General features: G+C 73.4%; 20 protein-coding genes. 9 read left to right on the top strand and 11 right to left on the bottom strand.

From position 1 onward, the window contains the following. The first annotated feature begins 51 nt into the window (after window positions 1-51). Together ACGFIE_RS14310 and ACGFIE_RS14305 are read left to right on the top strand one after the other, a co-directional pair. A complete protein-coding gene (locus ACGFIE_RS14310) occupies window positions 52-285 on the top strand; it encodes an Lrp/AsnC ligand binding domain-containing protein (protein WP_007456453.1) in 234 nt (77 codons plus the stop codon). A gap of 9 nt (window positions 286-294) precedes the next feature. Further along, the gene (locus ACGFIE_RS14305; protein ID WP_393294466.1) at window positions 295-999 is read left to right on the top strand and encodes a DUF3515 family protein; all 705 of its coding nucleotides are present in this window, start codon (window positions 295-297) and stop codon (window positions 997-999) included. 50 nt (window positions 1,000-1,049) lie between these two features. Here ACGFIE_RS14305 and ACGFIE_RS14300 read toward each other — a convergent pair whose 3' ends face one another. Together ACGFIE_RS14300 and ACGFIE_RS14295 are read right to left on the bottom strand one after the other, a co-directional pair. Further along, window positions 1,050-2,150: a D-alanine--D-alanine ligase family protein gene (locus ACGFIE_RS14300; RefSeq protein ID WP_393294464.1), complete on the bottom strand. Its 1,101-nt coding sequence runs from the start codon at window positions 2,148-2,150 to the stop codon at window positions 1,050-1,052. Between the two features lie 174 nt (window positions 2,151-2,324). Beyond that, window positions 2,325-2,543, bottom strand: a complete 219-nt coding sequence (locus tag ACGFIE_RS14295; RefSeq protein WP_363679378.1) for a hypothetical protein — start codon at window positions 2,541-2,543, stop codon at window positions 2,325-2,327. A gap of 274 nt (window positions 2,544-2,817) precedes the next feature. Here ACGFIE_RS14295 and ACGFIE_RS14290 point away from each other — a divergent pair, with 274 nt between their 5' ends. Together ACGFIE_RS14290 and ACGFIE_RS14285 are read left to right on the top strand one after the other, a co-directional pair. Beyond that, the gene (locus ACGFIE_RS14290) at window positions 2,818-3,663 is read left to right on the top strand and encodes a helix-turn-helix domain-containing protein (RefSeq protein WP_393294462.1); all 846 of its coding nucleotides are present in this window, start codon (window positions 2,818-2,820) and stop codon (window positions 3,661-3,663) included. Window positions 3,664-3,668: 5 nt separating this feature from the next. Next, window positions 3,669-3,869: a DUF397 domain-containing protein gene (locus ACGFIE_RS14285; RefSeq protein ID WP_393294460.1), complete on the top strand. Its 201-nt coding sequence runs from the start codon at window positions 3,669-3,671 to the stop codon at window positions 3,867-3,869. A 120-nt stretch (window positions 3,870-3,989) separates the two neighbouring features. Here the strand turns inward: ACGFIE_RS14285 and ACGFIE_RS14280 are convergent, their stop codons facing one another. The 5 genes from ACGFIE_RS14280 to ACGFIE_RS14260 all read right to left on the bottom strand — a co-directional run bounded on the left by ACGFIE_RS14280 (window position 3,990) and on the right by ACGFIE_RS14260 (window position 8,839). Further along, window positions 3,990-5,039, bottom strand: a complete 1,050-nt coding sequence (locus ACGFIE_RS14280; protein ID WP_393294458.1) for an ROK family protein — start codon at window positions 5,037-5,039, stop codon at window positions 3,990-3,992. Window positions 5,040-5,185: 146 nt separating this feature from the next. Continuing rightward, window positions 5,186-5,965 carry a putative protein N(5)-glutamine methyltransferase gene (locus tag ACGFIE_RS14275; RefSeq protein WP_393294456.1) on the bottom strand — a complete coding sequence of 260 codons (780 nt, stop codon included), beginning with the start codon at window positions 5,963-5,965 and terminating at the stop codon, window positions 5,186-5,188. 8 nt (window positions 5,966-5,973) lie between these two features. Continuing rightward, on the bottom strand, window positions 5,974-7,092 hold the full coding sequence (locus ACGFIE_RS14270) for a cystathionine gamma-lyase (protein ID WP_393294454.1): 1,119 nt from the start codon (window positions 7,090-7,092) through the stop codon (window positions 5,974-5,976). Window positions 7,093-7,100: 8 nt separating this feature from the next. Beyond that, entirely contained in the window at window positions 7,101-8,108 is a 1,008-nt protein-coding gene (locus ACGFIE_RS14265) for an NAD(P)H-dependent glycerol-3-phosphate dehydrogenase (RefSeq protein WP_363679366.1), read from the bottom strand. Next, window positions 8,105-8,839: a lysophospholipid acyltransferase family protein gene (locus ACGFIE_RS14260; RefSeq protein WP_363679364.1), complete on the bottom strand. Its 735-nt coding sequence runs from the start codon at window positions 8,837-8,839 to the stop codon at window positions 8,105-8,107. The genes ACGFIE_RS14265 and ACGFIE_RS14260 overlap by 4 nt, the downstream gene beginning before the upstream one ends. Before the next feature lie 126 nt (window positions 8,840-8,965). Here ACGFIE_RS14260 and cofC point away from each other — a divergent pair, with 126 nt between their 5' ends. The 5 genes from cofC to ACGFIE_RS14235 all read left to right on the top strand — a co-directional run bounded on the left by cofC (window position 8,966) and on the right by ACGFIE_RS14235 (window position 14,682). Continuing rightward, window positions 8,966-9,604 carry a 2-phospho-L-lactate guanylyltransferase gene (gene cofC / locus ACGFIE_RS14255; protein ID WP_393294451.1) on the top strand — a complete coding sequence of 213 codons (639 nt, stop codon included), beginning with the start codon at window positions 8,966-8,968 and terminating at the stop codon, window positions 9,602-9,604. Between the two features lie 66 nt (window positions 9,605-9,670). Beyond that, window positions 9,671-9,868 carry a cold-shock protein gene (locus tag ACGFIE_RS14250; RefSeq protein WP_363679360.1) on the top strand — a complete coding sequence of 66 codons (198 nt, stop codon included), beginning with the start codon at window positions 9,671-9,673 and terminating at the stop codon, window positions 9,866-9,868. Between the two features lie 54 nt (window positions 9,869-9,922). Then, window positions 9,923-12,271 carry an RNA degradosome polyphosphate kinase gene (locus ACGFIE_RS14245; protein ID WP_393294449.1) on the top strand — a complete coding sequence of 783 codons (2,349 nt, stop codon included), beginning with the start codon at window positions 9,923-9,925 and terminating at the stop codon, window positions 12,269-12,271. Window positions 12,272-12,295: 24 nt separating this feature from the next. Next, the gene (locus ACGFIE_RS14240) at window positions 12,296-13,816 is read left to right on the top strand and encodes a CHAD domain-containing protein (protein ID WP_393294447.1); all 1,521 of its coding nucleotides are present in this window, start codon (window positions 12,296-12,298) and stop codon (window positions 13,814-13,816) included. After that, entirely contained in the window at window positions 13,804-14,682 is an 879-nt protein-coding gene (locus ACGFIE_RS14235; RefSeq protein ID WP_393294445.1) for an NUDIX domain-containing protein, read from the top strand. The genes ACGFIE_RS14240 and ACGFIE_RS14235 overlap by 13 nt, the downstream gene beginning before the upstream one ends. 73 nt (window positions 14,683-14,755) lie before the next feature. Here the strand turns inward: ACGFIE_RS14235 and ACGFIE_RS14230 are convergent, their stop codons facing one another. From ACGFIE_RS14230 to leuC, 4 genes are all read right to left on the bottom strand, one after another. After that, window positions 14,756-16,738, bottom strand: coding sequence for an endonuclease/exonuclease/phosphatase family protein (locus tag ACGFIE_RS14230; RefSeq protein WP_393294443.1), 1,983 nt, complete (start codon window positions 16,736-16,738; stop codon window positions 14,756-14,758). A 144-nt stretch (window positions 16,739-16,882) separates the two neighbouring features. Further along, window positions 16,883-17,548: an HU family DNA-binding protein gene (locus ACGFIE_RS14225; protein ID WP_393294441.1), complete on the bottom strand. Its 666-nt coding sequence runs from the start codon at window positions 17,546-17,548 to the stop codon at window positions 16,883-16,885. A 172-nt stretch (window positions 17,549-17,720) separates the two neighbouring features. Then, window positions 17,721-18,308, bottom strand: a complete 588-nt coding sequence (leuD, locus tag ACGFIE_RS14220; protein WP_363679348.1) for a 3-isopropylmalate dehydratase small subunit — start codon at window positions 18,306-18,308, stop codon at window positions 17,721-17,723. A 15-nt stretch (window positions 18,309-18,323) separates the two neighbouring features. Continuing rightward, window positions 18,324-19,769, bottom strand: coding sequence for a 3-isopropylmalate dehydratase large subunit (gene leuC, locus ACGFIE_RS14215; RefSeq protein ID WP_393294438.1), 1,446 nt, complete (start codon window positions 19,767-19,769; stop codon window positions 18,324-18,326). Between the last annotated feature and the right edge of the window lie 33 nt (window positions 19,770-19,802).

Here is a 19,802-nt window from a genome sequence, read left to right as displayed (position 1 = left end):
TAGTTTCACCCTTCGGGCCGCTCCCGGGCGGCGACGGACGGAGGTCGAGTCGTGGTACAGGCGTACATCCTCATCCAGACCGAGGTCGGCCGCGCACGTGACGTGGCGGGTCTCATCGCGGACATCGCCGGCGTGGTACGCGTCGACGCCGTCACCGGGCCGTACGACGTGGTCGTCCTCACCGAGGCGAACACCGTCGACGAGCTCGGCAAACTGATCGTCAGCAAGGTGCAGATGGTGCCCGGCATCACCCGCACCCTCACGTGTTCGGTGGTGCGGCTGTAAGTGGACGAGATGACGACCTCCTCGGCTGCCCTGGACGACGACGGGAACCGCGAGCCGGCTGCCGGGAACGGCGAGCCGACTGGCGGAACGCCCGAGCCGGCTGACGGTATCCGCGAGAGCGCCGACCCGGGCGCCGACGCGCCGGCCGGCCGGGACCGGACCATTCGGGGCGCCGCCCTGCTGGCCACGTTGATCGCGCTGCCGGTCACGCTGCTGGTCGCCGTGCTGGCCTTCGCCAAGCTCGCCCCGGACACGCCGGCCGCCGCGCCGAGCCCCTCGCCGAGCACCGCACGCGTGCAGTCCACCGCTCCGGTCGAGATGGCCGCCCCCGCGTTGGCCGAGCGTCCGGCCACGGTCTGCCGCGCGCTGCTCTCGCAGTTGCCGCAGACCATCCGTGAGCTGTCCCAGCGCCCGGTCACCGCGGGTCCGGAGCAGAACGCCGCGTACGGCGACCCCGCGCTCACCGTGGCCTGTGGGGGCACCAAACCGACAGTTCCGGCCACCGACGAGGTCTGGATGGTGAATCGCGTCTGCTGGCACCCCGTCGAGGAGGCCGACGTGACGGTGCTCACCACCGTCGACCGGGAGACGCCTGTCACCGTCCGTATCCCGCGCTCGTACGAACAGCCGTTGCAGTGGGCCTCGCCGATCTCCAGTGCGATCGTGGCGTCGGTGCCCTCCGGCGGCGCCGTCCCCGCCGGCTGCCAGAGCTGATCCACTGACGCGCGGCCCGCAACAGCCGGCCGCGCGTCGAGGCCGGCGGCTCAGTGCAGGCCGACGCCGCGCCGCTGGGCGGTACGGATCAGCCGGTTGACCAGCTTGGGATACTCCAGGCCGGAGGCCGCCCACATCCGCGGGAACATCGACGTCGGGGTGAACCCGGGCATCGTGTTGATCTCGTTGAGGTAGACGTCCAGCTCGGGGGTGACGAAGAAGTCGGCCCGGGCCAGGCCGGCGCAGTCCAGCGCGGTGAACGCGCGGACGGCGTACTCCTGCACCTGGCGGGTCACCCGATCCGGCAGCCCGGCCGGGATGTCGTACTCGCAGGAGTCGTCGAGGTACTTGGCCTCGAAGTCGTAGAAGTCGTGGTCGGCGACGACCCGCACCTCGGCCAGCACGGACGCCTCGGGGGCACCACCGGCCTCGCCCTCCAGCACGCCGCACTCGATCTCGCGGCCGACGATCGCGGCCTCGATGATGACCTTCGGGTCGAACTGCCGGGCGGTGGCGACCGCCGCGTCCAGGTCGGCCCAGTCGGTGACGCGGGTGATGCCGAACGACGACCCGGCGCGGGACGGCTTGACGAAGACCGGCAGGCCGAGCCGCTCCTTGTCCTGCTCGCCCAGTGTCATCCCGTTGCGCAGCACCGCGTACGCGCCGACCGGGATGCCCTCGACCGCGCAGAGCTTCTTGGTGAACTCCTTGTCCATCGCCGCTGCGGACGCGAACACGTTCGCCCCCACGTAGGGGATGCCGGCCATCTCCAGCATGCCCTGGATGGTGCCGTCCTCGCCGTACGTGCCGTGCAGGACCGGGAAGACCACGTCCACGTCGGCAAGCGCCCGAGGGCCCTCGGTCGGGTCGAGCACCATCAGCCCGTTGCCGGTCGGGTCGGCGCGCAGCACGATGTCCGCGCCGGAGTCGGCGGTGATCTCCGGCAGCTGGCGGGCGTTGATGGCGAGCTGGGCCGGATCGCCGTTGGTCAGGACCCACTGGCCGGCGCGCGTGATGCCCACCGGCACCACCTCGTACTCGTCCGGGTCGAGTGCGCCGAACACGCTGCCGGCGCTGACGCAGGAGATGCCGTGCTCCGGGCTGCGGCCGCCGAAGACGATCGCCACGCGGGTCTTGCCTGGGGTGGTCACTCCGGTCACCTCTTCGTACGCGACTGCGGCTGGTCGTGCTCGCCGGTGGCGCTCACGCGGTTGACCTTACTGTGCGTGGCGATCAGGCGGGGCGATACCCGGCGAGCCACGGACCGACACGGCAATCGGTCAACAGAGTATATACGGTGCGTGACGGAACGCTTCGAGGGCTGTTCAGTCCCCGGTGTGCCGCCGGCCGACCGCGATCACCTTCACCCGCTGCCGGCCGGCCCGCACCATGCCGAGCGCCATGAACGCCCCGGCGATCCGGTCGGCGGCCTCCCTGCTGCTGGCACCGACCACCTGGCGGCGGCGTTCGGGGGCGACGCGCTCGTTGCGGTCGATGCCCTCGACGGGACGCACGTCCGTGAGCACGACCAGGAAGCGGGTCATCGCCGGACCTCGTGCTGCGCGGCGAGAGACTTCGGAACGGTACGCACGTCGTCTCCTTCCGGCGGGCTCGAACGGGCGGCACGCGGCGATCGGGTACGGGGGAGAAACCCGATCACCGCGCGCCCTATCCCCTCCGGTCGCTCACCACCACCGTCGCCACGACAACCGGCGGTGAGGACGCGATGACAGATTGACACGTCTACAGCCATGAATGCAACTCTCATCGCCCATCTCTCATGTACCCGTTCCCATGAATGTGTGCGACCATCGATGCATGGCCCCGAAGACCGCCCGCGCCCGCCGACTCGGCATCGCCCTGCGCCACCACCGGGAAGCCGCCGGGCTGACACTGGAGACCGCCGCGGATGAGATCAACAGCACCCGCAGCACCCTCTCCCGCTACGAGAACGCCCAGACGCTCATCAGCCCGGCCACCGTGCGCGCCCTGCTCACCTCGTACGGGGTGAGTTCCGAGGAGGTGGCCGCCGCGGTGCAGCTCGCCAAGGACGCCCGCAAACCGGGCTGGTGGGTGTCGTACTCGTACCTGCTCGACCCGCGCACCATCGACTTCATCGCCCTGGAGGCGGAGGCCACCGCCATCGCCAACTTCGAGCCGTCGGTGGTGCCCGGCCTGCTGCAGACCGCCGACTACATCCGCGGCGTGATGCGCGGCGGCCCGCACACCCTCAGCGACGAGCTGGTCGAGCAGCGGGTCAAGGTCCGCCTCGACCGCCAGGTGCGGCTCACCGCCGAAACACCACCCATCCTCGACGCGATCATCGACGAGGGCGCGCTGCTGCGCCCGGTCGGCGACCCGTCGGTGATGGACGGCCAGCTACGGCACCTCGTCAAGATGGCCGAACTGCCCAACATCACCGTCCAGGTGATCCCACTCTCCGCCGGTTACCACCGGGGCACCCGAGGCTCGCTGCACATCCTGGAGTTCGCCGACCCGGAGGACCCGATCATCGCCTCGGTGGAGACCGTCGCCGGTCAGATGATCCTCGACCGCGCGGGCGAGACACGTACCTGCACCAAGATCATGGAGCATCTGCGCAGCGTGGCGCTCAGTCCGGCGGACAGCCGGGCGATGCTCCTGTCAGTCCTGAAGGGACGGTAGGACCGATGACACCGACGATCACAGCGGCGTTGGCCGCGGCGGCGTGGCGCAAGAGCAGCCGTAGCGGCGATGAGGGCGCCTGCGTGGAGGTGGCCACGATCCCCCGACTGGTGGCCGTCCGCGATTCCAAGGACCCGACCGGCCCGGCCCTGCTGTTCCCCCCGGCGGCCTGGGCGGCCTTCGCCCAGGCTCCGCCACGCCCCTGACCGGAGCGCGCGACCGCGACCACCCCGCGCCCCGCTGACCGGGCCGTCACCGCCCGATCAGCGGGGCGCGGGCGCGGAAGGGGACTCTCAGGCGAGCGGGCCCGGCCGACGAGCGGAAACTCAGGCGACCAGCGGCCGGGGCTCCGGCACCGCGCGCAGCGCCTCCAGGGCGGCGATCGCCACACCCCGGGCCCCGGCCATGTCGCGGTCCGGCACCAGCGCGAAGGTGGCCACCGCGGCCTGCTCCTCGCGCAGGACTGTGTGCTCGCGGACCGTCGCCAGGAACCAGTCGCGGAACTCCGGCGCCGCCTCGACCACCCCGCCCCCCACGAAGTACGCGTGCGGGTCGGTGAAGTTGGCGGCCACGGTGAACAGGCGGCCCAGCGCCATCGCCTGCTGGGTGAAGAGGCCACGGGCCAGTTCGTCACCGGCTTCGCCGTAGCCCCGCACGAGCTTCGCCGCCCGCGCCACCGGCTCGGCGGCCAGCGGGTGGTCGGGATGGCGGGTCAGCCAGTACGGCAGCAGGTTGCGCTCGATACCGGTGAGCGAGGCGACGCTCTCCACGTCGCCGGTGAAGCCGCAGGCGCAGGTGGGCTCCGACTGCCCCGGGCCGAGCAGCCCGTTCAGCGGGATGTGCACGTGGCCCAGCTCGCCGGCCATCCCGGCCGCGCCGGCGATCACCTTGCCGCTCTCGATCACCCCACCGCCGAGGCCCGTGCCGACGATCGCCGAAACCGACGAGCGGCTCATCGCCTCGTCGCCGAAGTACACGTGGTGGGCGTAGAGCGCGGCCGCGTTGCCGTCGTTGTGGTAGATCACCGGCAGGCCCAGCCGCCGCTGGAGCGCCCCCCGCACGTCGAAGCCGCGCCAGGCCGGCTGGGAGAAGTTGGTCGAGCCGCGCGACGAGATGACGCCCGTGGCGCTGGCCGGGCCGGGCGTGTCCAGCCCGACCGCCCGGACCAACTCGCGCGGCACGCCGGTCTGCGCCAGGGCACCGTCCAGCGCCCGGGCCAGCGCCTCGATCGCCGCGTCCGGCCCGGCGCGTACCTCGCTGGGAATCTCCAGCAGGCCGTCGACCAGGAAACGGCCGTCCACCGTCAGCACGGTGGCGTTGTTGCTGGTGCCACCGTTGTCCAGGCCGACGACCACCGGCACCCCTGCGCTGCCCACCGAAACCGCCTCCCGCCCTCGTGAGTGTGAGCCGAGGCTAGTGCCAACCCCGCTCCCCCGCCACGCCCGCCCACCGAAACCGGGTTGGGGGTACCCGTCGAGCCCCGGCGACACCCCGAGTCGCTGTCCCCCGCCCACGGGCGAGCTCAGGCCGGGCGGCGGGCGGTTACCGCAGTGGCGTCCCGATCCTCGTCGTGCCGCACGCTCGGAACCAGCCCGGCCGCGCGGAACGCGTCGCAGAGCGCGTCGGTCTGCGTGGTGCCGGCCTCGACGACCAGGTGTCCACCGGGTGCCAGCCAGTGCGCCGCGTCGACGCCCACCCGGCGCAGCACGGTGAGCCCGTCCGGCCCGCCGTCGAGCGCCACCGTGGCCTCGTGCAGCCGCGCCTCCGGCGGCATCAGCGCCACCGCGTCGGTGGGCACGTACGGGGCGTTCGCCACCACCAGGTCGAGCCGCCCCCGCCAGCGCGGCGGCAGCGGCGCGAACAGGTCGCCCTCGTACACCTCGACGGGCAGACCGGCGAGGTTGCGGCGGGCGCAGGCCACGGCGGCCGGGTCGATGTCGGCGGCGGCGAGCCAGCGCGGCGCGAGCCGGCGTGCCAGCGCGACGGTGGTGGCCCCGGAGCCGCAGCAGAGGTCGACCACTGCCGGCGCCGGGCCGGTCAGCTCGGCTGCCGCGTCGACAAGCAGGGCCGTCCGGCCGCGCGGCACGAAGACGCCCGCGTCGACGGCGATCCGCAGGCCGCAGAACTCGGCCCAACCGAGCAGGTACTCCAGTGGCTCGCCGGCCACGCGGCGGGCGGTCAGATCGGCAAGCGTCGCCGGGGAGTCCGCGGCGGCCAGCAGCAGCTCCGCCTCGTCCTCGGCGTACACGCAGCCGGCGGCGCGCAGCCGGCGTACCAGGGCGGATCGGTCGCTCAACGTCACAGGATCCCTCAGGCCGGCCCGGCGGCGTCCAGGGCGGCGGTGATGTCGGCCACCAGGTCGGCCGTGTCCTCCACACCGCAGGAGAGCCGAACGAAGCCGGGGGCGGTGTCGTCCCCCCACTGCGCCCGCCGGTCCGCAGTGGTGTGCAGACCCCCGAACGAGGTGGCCGCCGCCACCAGGCGCGCGGCCTCGACGAAGCGGGCCACCCGGTCGGCGTCGCCCAGGTCGAACGAGAGCACCCCGGGCATCCGGCGCATCTGCGCCGAGGCCACCGCGTACGCCGGGTCGGCCGGCAGCCCCGGCCAGCGCAGACCTGTCACGTCCGGCCGGCCCGCCAGCAGATCGACGACGGCGGCGGCGTTCGCGCTCTGCCGTGCCAGCCGCAGGTCGAGGGTCGCCAGCGACCGGTGCGCCAACCAGGCGTCGAACGCGCCCGGGACCGAGCCGGTGCCGGTACGCCAGAGCGTCACCGCCTCGATCACCTCGGCGGACCGGCTGGCCAGGTAGCCCAGCAGCAGGTCGGAGTGGCCGGTGAGCGCCTTGGTGCCGGAGGCCACCACCAGGTCGGCGCCGAGATCGAGCGGGCGCTGTCCGAGCGGGGTGGCAGTGGTGTTGTCGACCGCGAGCAGGGCGCCGGCGGCGTGCGCCCGCTCCGCCAGGGCGGCCACGTCCACCACGTCGAGACCCGGGTTGGCCGGGGTCTCCACCAGCACCAGCCGGACCCCCTCGAAGGACGGGTACGGGCCCACGGTCGGCACGAAGACCACGCGCACGCCAATCGTCTCCAGCACGGCGGTGGCGAACGCCCGGACGGGGAAGTAGCCGTCGGAGGGCAGCACCACGGTGTCCCCCGGGCGCAGCAGGGTGAGCAGCGTCCCGGTGATGGCGGCCTGACCGCTGGCGAAGACCCGGCAGTCGCCGCCCTCCAACTCACCCACGGCGGCCTCCAGCAGCCGCCGGGTCGGGTTGTCGGGGCGGCCGTAGCCGTTCGGCGACGTGCCCTGGCCCTGCCACGGGTCGAGGTGGTAGGGCGCGGCGAACACCGGACCGGGCAGGAACGGGTCACCCGGTGCCGGCTCGGGCAGGCCGGCGCGTACGCAGCGGGTGCCGTCTCCCAGTTCGCTCATCGGTTCCCTCACTCGTACGACTCGGGCTTGGCGGTTCGGCTCATGAGCGTGTCCACGGCGAGGCGCGGGTCCATCCCCTCGTGGCAGATCCGTTCGACGTGCTCGGTGATCGGCATCTCCACCCCGTGGGCGCGAGCCAGGTCACGGATCGCGAGGCAGCTCTTGACTCCCTCGGCGGTCTGCCGCGTCGCGGCCTGCGCCTGCTCCAGCGTCTCGCCCCGGCCCAGGTGCTCGCCGAAGGTGCGGTTGCGGGCCAGCGGGGACGAGCAGGAGGCGACGAGGTCGCCCATGCCGGCCAGGCCGGCGAAGGTGATCGGGTCCGCGCCGAGCGCCACACCGAGGCGGGCCGTCTCGGCCAGCCCCCGGGTCATCAGCATGGCTCGGGTGTTGTCGCCGAAGCCCATCGCGGTGGCGATGCCGTACGACAGCGCGATCACGTTCTTGACCGCGCCGCCCAGCTCGCAGCCGATCACGTCGTCGTTGGTGTACGGCCGCAGGTACGGCGTCCGTATCGACGACTGCACGAGGGCAGTGCGGTCGCTGTTGGTGCCGGCGACCACCGTGGCGGCCGGCTGCTCGGCGGCGATCTCGGGGGCCAGGTTCGGGCCGGAGACCACCACCACCCGGTCCGCGGCCACCCGGGCGGTCTCGACGATGACCTCGCTCATCCGTTTGGTGGTGCCGAGTTCGATGCCCTTCATCAGCGACACCAGGGTGGCGTCCGGGTGCAGGTGCCCGGCCCACTCGGCGAGGTTGCCGCGCAGGGTCTGCGAGGGCACGGCCAGCACCACCACCTCGGCGCCGCTGATCGCCTCGACGGCGTCGGTGGTGGCGGTGACCCGGGCGGGCAGCAGCAGGTCCGGCAGGTACTCCGGGTTGCGCCGCTCGGCGCGGATGCTCTCGGCCACCGGGGCGCGGCGGGCCCACACGGTCACGTCCCGCCCCGCGTCGGCCAGGATCTTGGCGAAGGCGGTGCCCCAGGAGCCGGCGCCCAGCACCGCGACGTGGCCGCTCATGCCGCTTCACCGTGGTGGCGCTCGACGGACGGCCGGGTGGGTCGCTCCCACAACGGCGGCGGGGTGCCGCCACGGATCTCGACGAGCATGTCCCGCAGCCGCAGCATGATGGCGTCCGTCATCTCCTCGAGGGTGGCCCGGGTCGGCGGAGCGCCCGCCCAGCGGCTCAGGTCGACAGGTTCGCCGGCGACCACTGTCACCGGGATCCGGGGGCGTGGGTTCAGCCGGCTGGTCCGCGGGTCGAAGATCCGCTCCGGTCCCCACATCACCAGCGGCACCACTGGCGCGCCGGTGGCGAGGGCCAGCCGGGCGGCGCCGGTCTTGGCCTTCATCGGCCACAGGTCCGGCTGCCGGGTGGTGGTGCCCTCCGGGTAGATCACCACCGCGCCCCCCTCGTCGAGCGCGGCGATCGACTTGTCGAGCGAGCGGACGGCGTCCACGCTGCCGCGCTCGACCGGGATCTGCCGACAGCGGTGCAGGATCCACCCGACCACCGGCACCCGGAACACGCTGGCCTTGCCCAGGTACTGCGGCCACCGCCCGGAGTCGTAGATGAAGTGCGCGGAGACCAGCGGGTCGGCGTGCGAGATGTGGTTGGCGACGATGATCATCCCGCCGTCGGAGGCGAGGTGCTCCTGACCACGCCAGGTCCGCCGGGTCCAGACGGTCATCACCGGCTTGACCAGCCCCACGGCGAACCGTTGCCAGAACCCCAGCCTCCGCCGTGCCACTGTGCCTCCTCGTCGCGCCCCGACCCGCCGCGGGCCCCACCCGCGACACCCGCAGCGGAAATCATGCCTGCTCGCCCCCGGTACGGCCAGCGAGGGTCCCGTCGTCCGGCTGGCAGGATTGCGGACGTGAGTGAGCCGAGGTGGGCCGTGGTGGTGCCGGTGAAGCGTCTGGCCGCGGCCAAGAGCCGGCTGCGGGGCGCGCTGCCCGGCGTACCGCATGAGGAGCTGGCGCTGGCGCTGGCGGCCGACACGCTCCGCGCGGTGCTGGCCTGCCCGGCGGTCGCCGAGGCCCTGGTGGTGACCGACGACGCACGGGTGGCGGCCGCGGCGCGGGCCGCCGGGGCGCGGACGGTGCCCGACGTGCCGGACGCCGGCCTGAACGCGGCGTTCCGGCACGGCGCGGCACAAACCCCCGGGCGGTGGGTGGCCGGGCTCACCGCCGACCTGCCGGCGCTGCGCCCGGCCGAGCTGGCCGACGCGCTGCTCGCGGCGCAACACGCCACCGAAGGGGTACGCCGGTTCGTGGCGGACGCCCCCGGCGGTGGGACGGTGCTGCTCGCCGCGCCGCCGGGTGTCGACCTCGACCCACGGTTCGGGGTCGGGTCGGCGGCGGCGCACGCGGCGAGCGGGGCGCTGCCGCTGACCGGCGACTGGCCCAGCCTGCGGCGGGACGTGGACACCGCCGAGGACCTGACCGCCGCCGAGCGGCTCGGGCTGGGCCCGCGCACCGCCGCGCTGCTCGCCGCCGGCTGCCCGGCGCGCTGAACGAACTGAGCCGCGGGCTGCCCGGCGCGCGGAAACGAGTCGCCCCCGCCGGTGTACGGTGCCAGCATGCAGGGCACGGTGGCCACCTACGACGCGGCGACGCGCAGCGGCGTCCTGCTGCTCGACGACGGCACCGAGCTGCGCTTTCCCGCCCGGGCCTTCGACGCCTCCGGCCTGCGACTGCTCCGCCTCGGCCAGCGGGTCCGCATCGACACCGATCCCGACGGCGAGGTCGTCCGGGTGACATTGCCGACGATGAACTGAGCTGGCGAGGCCAAGTTCATTTTGCGTTAACTCGAATCGGGTGATTATGAGCGGGTGAGCACCCCTCGCGAGCATCCGGTCACCCCTCCCGCCACCGACCCCCGCAACGGCGCCCGCGTCCGCGGCACCGACGGTCGTTTCCGCCCGTCCCGGGCCGAACGGGCCGGCGCCGCCCGCGCCGACACCCTCGCCGACGACCCCGGCGCGGCCTCCTCCGGGCTCGACGAGGTCATCGAGTCCGGCGTGCCTCCCACGGAGACCGACGGCCCGTCGGCCGGGGCGGCCCTGCCCGGCAGCCCCTCCGCCGGCGGTGAGGAAGACGACCCGCCGGCTGCTCCCCCGCTGCCGGAGGACCGCTTCCTCAACCGGGAGCTGTCCTGGCTCGACTTCAACGCGCGGGTGCTCACCCTCGCCGAGGACCAGCGCACCCCCCTGCTGGAGCGGGCCAAGTTCCTGGCGATCTTCGCCAGCAACCTCGACGAGTTCTACATGGTGCGGATCGCCGGCCTGAAGCGGCGGCTCTCCGCCGGCCTGCCGGTGCGCGGCGGGGACCGGCTGCCCCTGCGTACGCAGCTGGAGCTGATCGCCGAACGGACCGCCGAGCTGGTCGCCAGGCACGCCGCCTGCTTCGTCGACGACGTCCTGCCCCGGCTGGCCGACGAGAGCATCCGCATCCTGCGCTGGGGTGAACTGGGCGGCCCCGAGCGGGAGCGGCTGCGCACCTACTTCCGGGAGCACATCTTCCCGGTGCTCACCCCGCTCGCGGTGGACCCGGCGCACCCGTTCCCGTACATCTCCGGGCGGTCGCTGAACCTGGCGGTGGCGGTTCGCGACCCGGACGGCGGGTCCGAGCTGTTCGCCCGGGTGAAGGTGCCCAACAACGTCCCGCGCTTCGTGCGGGTCGACCGGGACCAGCCGGGCGTGCGGATGCTGCCGGTGGAGGACCTGATCTCCGTGCACCTGGGTCAGCTGTTCAGCGGCATGCAGGTGGTCGAGTGCCACCTGTTCCGGGTCACCCGCAACGCCGAGGTGGAGGTCGACGAGGACCGCGACGAGGACCTGCTCCAGGCCCTCGAGCGGGAGCTGGCCCGGCGCCGGTTCGGGCCGCCGGTCCGCCTGGAGGTCGCCGCCTCGATCTCCGACCACGTACTGGAACTGCTCGTCCGCGAGCTGGACATGGACGACCAGGACGTGCTGCGGGTGCCGGGCCTGCTGGACCTGTCCGCGCTGTGGCAGGTGTACGGCGAGGCCGACCGCCCCGACCTCAAGGACCCGCCGTTCGTGCCGGCCACACATCCCCGGCTCGCCGAGGGCGAGGTACCGCGCAGCGTCTTCGCCACCCTGCGCGACGGGGACATCCTGGTGCACCACCCGTACCACTCGTTCGCCACGAGCGTGCAGCGCTTCATCGAACAGGCGGCCGCCGACCCCAACGTGCTTGCCATCAAGCAGACCCTCTACCGCACCAGCGGGGACTCGCCGATCGTCGACGCGCTCGTCGACGCGGCCGCCGCCGGCAAGCAGGTGGTGGTGCTGGTGGAGGTGAAGGCCCGCTTCGACGAGGTCGCCAACATCGGCTGGGCCCGCACCCTGGAACGCGCCGGCTGCCACGTGGTGTACGGCCTGGTGGGGCTCAAGACGCACTGCAAGACCGCGCTTGTGGTCCGGCAGGAGGGGAACCAGATCCGCCGGTACTGCCACATCGGCACCGGCAACTACCACCCGAAGACCGCCCGCCTGTACGAGGACTTCGGCATGCTCACCGCCGACCCGGAGATCGGGGCGGATCTCACCGACCTGTTCAACGTGCTGACCGGCTACAGCCGGCAGACCGCGTACCGACGGCTGCTGGTCGCGCCGCAGGGCATCCGCAGCGGCCTCATCGAACGCATCGAACGGGAGATCGCGCACGTCCGGCTGGGCATGCCCGGCCTGGTCCAGTTCAAGGTCAACTCGCTGGTCGACGAGGGCGTGACCGACGCGCTTTACCGGGCGTCCCAGGCCGGCGTCCACGTCGACCTGCTCATCCGGGGCATGTGCACGCTGCGCCCGGGGGTGCCGGGGCTGTCGGAGAACATCCGGGTCCGCTCGATCCTCGGCCGTTTCCTGGAGCACTCCCGGGTCTTCCGGTTCGGCAACAACGGCGAGGCCGAGTTCTGGATGGGCTCGGCGGACCTGATGCACCGCAACCTGGACCGGCGGGTGGAGGCGCTGGTGCAGGTGACCGATCCGGTCGCCCGTGCCGAGCTGGACCACGTGCTGACCGCCGCGATGAGCCCGGACGTGGACGCGTTCGAGCTGGCCGGCGACGGCACCTGGACGCGGCGTACCGGCGACGAGGAGGCGGCCCGGGTGCATCTGCAGGAACTGCTGCTGCGCCGCGTCGGTGGCACGGCCGGCTGACCGATCGCGGCATAGGCTGAGCTGATGGTCGAGGAGGAGCAGAAGTACGAGGTGGACGACAGCTTCGTGCTGCCGGACCTGTCCGCCGTGGCCCCGGTCGGCGGCCGGGTCCGGGAGCTGCCACCGGTGACGCTCGTCGCCCGCTACCTCGACACGGTCGACCTGCGGCTGGCCCGCGCCGGGGCGACGCTGCGCCACCGCGAGGGTGACGAGCTGCCGTGGACGGTGAAGCTGCCCACCGGCACGCCCGGCGTCCGGCACGAGATCTCCCGCCCCGGCCCGGCCGGGCAGCCTCCGCCGGAGCTGGTCGAGCTGGTCACCGCCCTGCATCGGGGCGCGCCGCTGGCGCCCGTGACCGTCGTCCGCACCGTCCGGCACGCCCACGAGGTGTGCGACCGGGCCGGCACGGTGCTCGCCGAGGTGGTGGACGACCGGGTGACAGTGCTCGACGACGCCGGCACCGCCACCGACACGTTTCGCGAGGTGGAGGTCGAACGGAAGGCCGGCGACCGCAAGCTGCTCGAACGGATCGGCGGCGTGCTGCGCGAGGCCGGGGCGCGGGGCGGCTCGTTCACGCCGAAGCACGTACGCGCGTTGGGGGCTGTGGCGCAGTCCGAACCCGACCTGGTCGGGCCGGGCGGTCTGACGGCCGACCCGAGCGCCGGGGAACTGGTCACCGAGGCGGTTCGCAAGGAGGTGGGCCGGCTCCTGGCGCACGACCCGCTGGTGCGGTTGCGCACCTCGACGGACGGCGGCGACAGCGCCGTACACCAGATGCGGGTGGCCTGCCGACGGCTGCGCAGCGACCTGCGCACCTTCCGGCCGCTGGTGCGCCGGAGCTGGGCGCGGCCCCTCCGCGACGAGTTGCGCTGGCTGGCCGGGGTGCTCGGGGCGGCCCGCGACGCCGAGGTGCTGCGCGACAGGCTGCGGCGCACGGCGACCGCCGACCCGCTCAGCCCGCTCGACGCGGGCGCGGTGGACCGGCTCGACGAGGCGCTCGCGCAACGGCAACAGCAGGCGCACGCCGCCATCGACGAGGCGCTGCGCTCGCCGCGTTACCTGGCCCTGGTGGACTCCCTCGTGCTGGCCGCCCGCGCGCCCCGGCTCACCCGCCGGGCGGCAGCCCCCGCGGCGCGGACGCTACCGAAGCTGGTGGCCCGCCCCTGGCGGCAGCTCGCCGGCCGGGACGGCGTGGACGGGCTCGACCCGTCGGCCCCCGACGACCGCTGGCACGCCGTCCGCAAGGAGGGCAAGCAGGCCCGCTACGCGGTCACCGCAGTGCTCCCGGCCGTCGGCAGGGACGCACGGCGGCTGGCCCGCGCGTTGGCTGGCGTCCAGGACGTGCTCGGCGAACACCAGGACGCCGCCGTGGCCGCCGAAACCTGGCTCGCCCTCGCCGCCGACCGGCCGGAGGACCACGAGCTGGCGGTCACCGCCGGGCGGTTGGCCGAGCGGGAACGCCACACGGTCCTCCTGATGCGGGCCCGGTTCCCCGCCGCGTGGCACCGGGCCACCCGGCGACGGCGGACCAGATGGTTGCCGTGACGGGCATCCGGGCTGCCGGCGGGGTCTGCTGGCGACCGACAGCCGACGGCGTACGGGTGTGCGTCGTGCACCGCCCCCGCTACGGGGACTGGACGCTGCCCAAGGGCAAGCTCGAACCGGGCGAGCATCCGCTTGTCGCGGCGGTGCGGGAGGTGGCCGAGGAGGCCGACGTGCGGGGTGTGCCGCAGGTGCGGCTGCCGTCGGCGCGCTACCGCAGCGAGGGGCAGGCCAAGCTTGTCGACTACTGGTCGATGCTCGCGGTCGCCGACGGCGGTTTCCAGCCGGGCACCGAGGTCGACGACATCCGGTGGCTCGCCGTGGACGACGCGATCCGACTGGTCAGCTACCCGCACGACGCCGAGGTGCTGGCCGCGTTCGCCGGGCTGCCGCCGGTGACCGCGACCGTCGCGCTGGTCCGGCACGGCCACGCCGGAAAACGGGCCACCTGGAGCGGCCCGGACACCGCCCGCCCGCTCGACGCCGAGGGCTGGGCCCAGGCGTACGCTCTTGCACCGCTGATCGCCGTGGTCCGGCCGGCCCGGCTCCTGTCGGCCTCGCCGCGCCGCTGCGTGCAGACCCTGGACCCGGCGGCCGCGCTGCTCGACCTCCCCATCGAGGTCTGCGGCGACCTGGACGAGCCGCAGCCGGGTCAGCAACGCGACGAGCGGGTGCTCGCCACCGCCGCCCAACTGCTGGAGCTGGCCTGCGCCGGCGGGCAGGTGGCGGTGTGCAGCCAGGGCAAGGTGCTGCCGGGCGCGTTGGAGCAGCTGACCGGCCGCGCCGACGAGGACTTCACCACCCCGAAGGGCGGCGGTTGGCTGCTCGCCTTCGACGGCGACCGACTGCTCGCCACCGACCGCCTGTAACGGCCGGCTCGCGGGCCCGTCGGCTCGCCGCCAACCGTCGGTGGCGGTGGGCTCGCACGCCCTGCGGCGGCGGTCAGCGGGGCGGCAGGGTGAGGGTCACCGCCACCGGCAGGTGGTCGCTTGCCTCGCCGCGCGGTGCGACCGGGTCGCTCGGGGCCAGGCCGGGCGAGACGAAGACGTGGTCGATCTGCTGGCGCGGATCGTCGGCGGGGCTCGTCGCCAGCGGCCGGGCAGCGGACAACGCGTCGACCAGACCGGCCCGGGTGAACTGCTCGAACGCCTCGTCGCCCGGCTCGGTGTTCAGGTCACCGGCCACCACGAGCGGCCGGCCGGCCGCGTACCCGAGGGCGAAGTCGGCGACCGCGCGGGCCTGCGCCACCGGGCCCGCGTCGGGCGGCGGTTGCAGGTGGGTGCTGACCACTGCGGTACGCACGCCGTCGCCGAGGTCCAGGGTGACGGCGAGAGCCTGCGCTCCGGTGGGCGCCCCGAGAGACGCCAACGAGCGGGACCGCAGGTCGCTGACCGGCCACCGGCTGAGCACCGCGTCACCCCAGACCGGGTCGGCGGCCGGCCCGAACACGTACGGCATGCCGAGCCGGTCGGACAGGAGATCCAGCGTGTCGTGGCCGCCGTTGAGCAGCCAGCCCCTGTCCACCTCGCTGAGCAGCACCACATCGGGCCGCTGGCGGGCGATCGCGGCGGTCAGCCCGGCCAGGTCGAACCGGCCGTCCAACCCGAAGCCCATCCGGATGTTGTAGGCCACCACCCGCAACCGCTCCGGCGGACCCTCCCGGTTGCTCGCCACCGCCACCTCGTCGGCCAGCAGCGGCGCGAGCAGAGCCAGCGCGGCGACCGCGCCGGCGGTCCGCAGCGGCGGAAGCGGGCCGGGACGCCAGTGGCCCGATGGACGGGCGGCCAGGGCCACGGCGGCTACCACCACTGCCACCACCACCGGCACCGCCGCGTTCGGGTAGCCCAGGTCGTAGGCGGAGTAGTAGCCCACCGCCCCCAGCACGAAGAGCAACATGCCGGCGGCGACCGCGTACCCTCGGCGGGCCGCGGCTCGGCGGGTGTCGTCCGCACCTGTCGCTCCCGCATGGCCTGCTTCGGCGCCAACGACGTCGGCGGCGTCGGTGGCTTCGGCCGCGGCGGCGTCGGTGGTGGTGGCCTCGGTGCGGCTCGGAGCGTCGGTATGGGCGAGGCAGGCGCCGAGGCCGACGGCGGTGAGCAGGATGGCCGCGACGAGCAGGTCGCCACGGTCGAGGGCGAAGAGCACCACGCCCGTCAGCAGGGCCACCGGCCCGAGTGGTCGGCCCCACCGTCGGGTCGGGCCCGCCAGCGCCGTCAGCAGGAACCCGCCGACCGCCAGCGGCACCGGCGCCAGGCCGAACAGCGGTGAGCGGGCGACGTCGCCACCGGCGACCAGGTACGACATTCCGGCCTCGGCCAGGGCCGGAGCGAGAGCCACCATACCGGCCAGCAGCAGTACCGGCCCGGCCAGCAGCCACGACCGGGCGCCACCCGGACCCGGTGACGCGGCGGGCAACGCCGTGGTCAGCGCCGTGCCGAGCAGGAACAGCGCCACCGCGACGGCGCTGAGCAGCCAGGCCACCCAGCCGCCCCGCCACACGAGGTCGTAGGTGTCCAGGATCGCGTGCACGGCGGCGTTGACCGCCAACCCCAGGGCCAGTCCCGGCACCGGACGGTCGGTGCCACCGGCGACACCCACCAACCAGACCAGGCCGGCGAGCAGACCGGCGGTGGCCAACCAGAGCTGCGGCCGACCGCCGGGGGTGCTGGTGAGCGCGAGCCGCGCAACGGCCAGCAGCACGGCGGCGGTGCCGGCGACCCAACGAGGGCCCACCCGCCGGACCAGTGCCGGCGCGGCCAACGCCAGGACGAACCAGCCGAGCGCGAACGCGCCCATCAACTCCGCAGGGGTGGACGCGGCCTGCCCGAAGATGGTGATGATGCCGGGTAGCCACACGCGCAGCACGTCGATGAGCAGAACGACGCCCAGCGCGAGCGACCCGGTGGTGAGCTGGCGATAGCGCACCGGCGCCCCATTTCCGTCGGCGGACCGGTCCCTCAGGGGGGCCGGCACGGCGATTCTGCGCGTACGGCCCGGCCGGGTCAACGGTCCCGGCACGCGCAGAGGGCGCCCACCGAGACGGTGGACGCCCTCTGGGCGGACAGGCGGTCAGCGCTTGCTGGCCGTCTTCTTGGCCGGAGCCTTCTTCGCGGGCGCCTTCTTGGCCGCCGTGCTCTTGCTCGCCGCCGCGGTGGTCTTCTTCGCCGTGGCGGACTTGGTCGCCGCGGCGGTCTTCTTCGCCGGAGCGGTCTTCTTGCTGGCGGCCGTCTTGGTCGCCGTGGTGGACTTGCTCGCCTTGGCCGGGGCGGTCTTCTTGCTTGCCGCCTTGGTCGCGGCGGCGGTGGTGGTCTTGCTCGCCTTGGCCGGGGCGGTCTTCTTGCTGGCCGCCTTGGTGGCGGTGGCCTTGGTGCCCGCCGCCTTGGTGCCCGCCGCCTTGGTGCCGGCGGTCTTGGCCGTGGTGGTGGCGGTCTTCTTCGCCGCCACCGTGGCCTTCGGCACCTTGCCGCTGGCCACCATCTCCTTGAACCCGGCGCCGGGGCGGAAGGTCGGGACGGAGGTCTTCTTGACCTTCACCGCCTCGCCGGTACGCGGGTTGCGCGCTGTTCGTGCGCCACGCACACGCTTTTCGAATGCTCCGAATCCGGTGATCGCCACCTTCTCGCCCTTGGTGACCGCCGCCTGGACCTCAGTGAGGACCGCGTCGAGCGCGGCCGTCGCCGTCTTCCGGTCCCCCAGGCGAACGGCGAGCGCCTCGATGAGCTCGGCCTTGTTCACGACTTCCTCCCGATTGTGCAACTGACTCGACGCGAGCCATTCTGCGCGCACCGTATGCCCTGTGCTGCCTGGACACAAACATTCGGTGGAAAAAAGCCCTTGTGTCGTAACGGATTCGCCCCCGCCGGTCGGACCGGTGGGGGCGAATTCCGCTGTGCGGGCGCGCGTACGGCTATGCCACCGAGGGCAGGAACGGCAGTCGGGACGCCTCGTACGAGTCGATGTCGGCGGCGTGGCGGAGGGTGAGTCCAATGTCGTCCAGGCCCTCCAACAGCCGCCACCGGCTGAAGTCGTCCAGCGGGAACGACCAGGTCGCGTCCCCGGCTCGGAGTTGTCGGGCGGTCAGGTCGACGGTCACCGGAGTGGTCGGATCCGCCTCGACGAGATCCCACAACTCCTCGACGGCTTTCAATTCCAACTCGACCGGCAGCAGACCCTCCTTGAGCGCGTTGCCGCGGAAGATGTCACCGAAGCGTGGGGCCACCACGGCGCGGAAGCCCCAGTCGCGCAGTGCCCACACGGCGTGCTCCCGGGAGGAGCCCGTGCCGAACTCCGGACCGGCGATGAGGATCGACGCACCGGAATAGGATTCATCGTTGAGAACGAATGCCGGGTCTTCCCGCCAAGCGTTGAACAGCCCGTCGGCGAAGCCGGTCCGGGTCACCCTCTTGAGGTACACGGCCGGGATGATCTGGTCGGTGTCCACGTTGGACCGGCGCAGCGGTACGGCCGTGCCGGTGTGGGTGGTGAACTTGTCCATCTCCTGGAGTCCCTTCTACAGGTCGGCAGGGGCGGCCAGCCGCCCGACCACGGCCGTGGCGGCGGCGACCGGCGGGGAGACCAGGTGGGTACGACCACCCCGGCCCTGCCGGCCCTCGAAGTTGCGGTTGGAGGTGGACGCCGAGCGCTCGCCGGGCTTGAGCGTGTCGGGGTTCATGCCCAGGCACATCGAGCAGCCGGCGAACCGCCACTCGGCGCCGGCGTCGGCGAAGACCTTGTCCAGGCCCTCGGCCTCGGCGGCCTCCCGAACGGCGGCGGACCCGGGCACCACGAGCATCCGAACGGAGTCGGCGACCCGGTGACCGCGCAGCACGTCGGCGGCGGCCCGCAGATCCTCCAGGCGGCCGTTCGTGCAGGAGCCCACGAAGACCACGTCGATCGGCAGGTCCCGCAGCGGGGTGCCGGGGCGCAGGTCCATGTACTCCAGAGCGCGGCGGGCGGCGGCGCGCTCCGAGTCGGTGACGAACTCCTCCGGGTCGGGCACCGGCGCGCTCAGCGGCGCGCCCTGCCCCGGGTTGGTGCCCCAGGTCACGAACGGGGTGACGCGGCTGGCGTCCAGGGTCACCTCGGCGTCGAAGCGTGCGCCCTCGTCGGTGGGCAGCGTCCGCCACCAGGCCACCGCCGCGTCCCAGTCCGCGCCCTGGGGCGCGTTCGGCCGACCCTTGAGGTACGCGAAGGTCGTCTCGTCAGGCGCGATCATGCCGGCCTTGGCGCCCCACTCGATGGACATGTTGGCGATCGTCATCCGCCCCTCCATGGAGAGGGCCTGGATGGCCTCGCCGCGGTACTCGACGATGTGCCCGCGACCCCCACCGGTGCCGACCTGGGCGATCAGCGCGAGCACCAGGTCCTTGGCGGTGACGCCGGGGGCGAGCTGGCCCGTGACGTTGACGGCCATGGTCTTCGGCCGGCTCTGCGGCAGCGTCTGGGTGGCCAGCACGTGCTCCACCTCGCTGGTGCCGATGCCGAAGGCGAGCGCGCCGAACGCGCCGTGGGTGGCGGTGTGCGAGTCGCCACAGACGATCGTCATGCCGGGCTGGGTGACACCGAGCTGCGGGCCGATGACGTGCACGATGCCCTGGTTCTCGTCGCCGAGCGGGTGCAGCCGCACGCCGAACTCGGCGCAGTTGCGGCGCAGCGTCTCGATCTGCGTACGCGACGTCGGGTCCGCGATGGTGAGCAGGTCACCGCGGCGGAGCCGGAACGCCGGATCGGCGTACCCGGTCGGGGTGTTGTGGTCCTCGGTCGCGAGGGTCAGGTCGGTACGACGCACCCGGCGCCCGGCGAGCCGCAGCCCGTCGAACGCCTGCGGGCTGGTCACCTCGTGCAGGAGGTGCAGGTCGATGAAGAGCAGATCCGGCTCACCAGCGGCGGACCGTACGACGTGCGTGTCCCAGACCTTCTCGGCCAGGGTCCTCGGCTCAGGAGTGACTCCCACCATCTGGACATCCTAAATTCTGGGAGGTAAGTTTCG

It is taken from the genome of Micromonospora sp. NPDC049275, assembly GCF_043197115.1.
Taxonomy (GTDB): Bacteria; Actinomycetota; Actinomycetes; order Mycobacteriales; family Micromonosporaceae; genus Micromonospora.
Note: the sequence above shows the minus strand (reverse complement) of the source record. Positions and strands in the feature narration are given on the sequence as shown.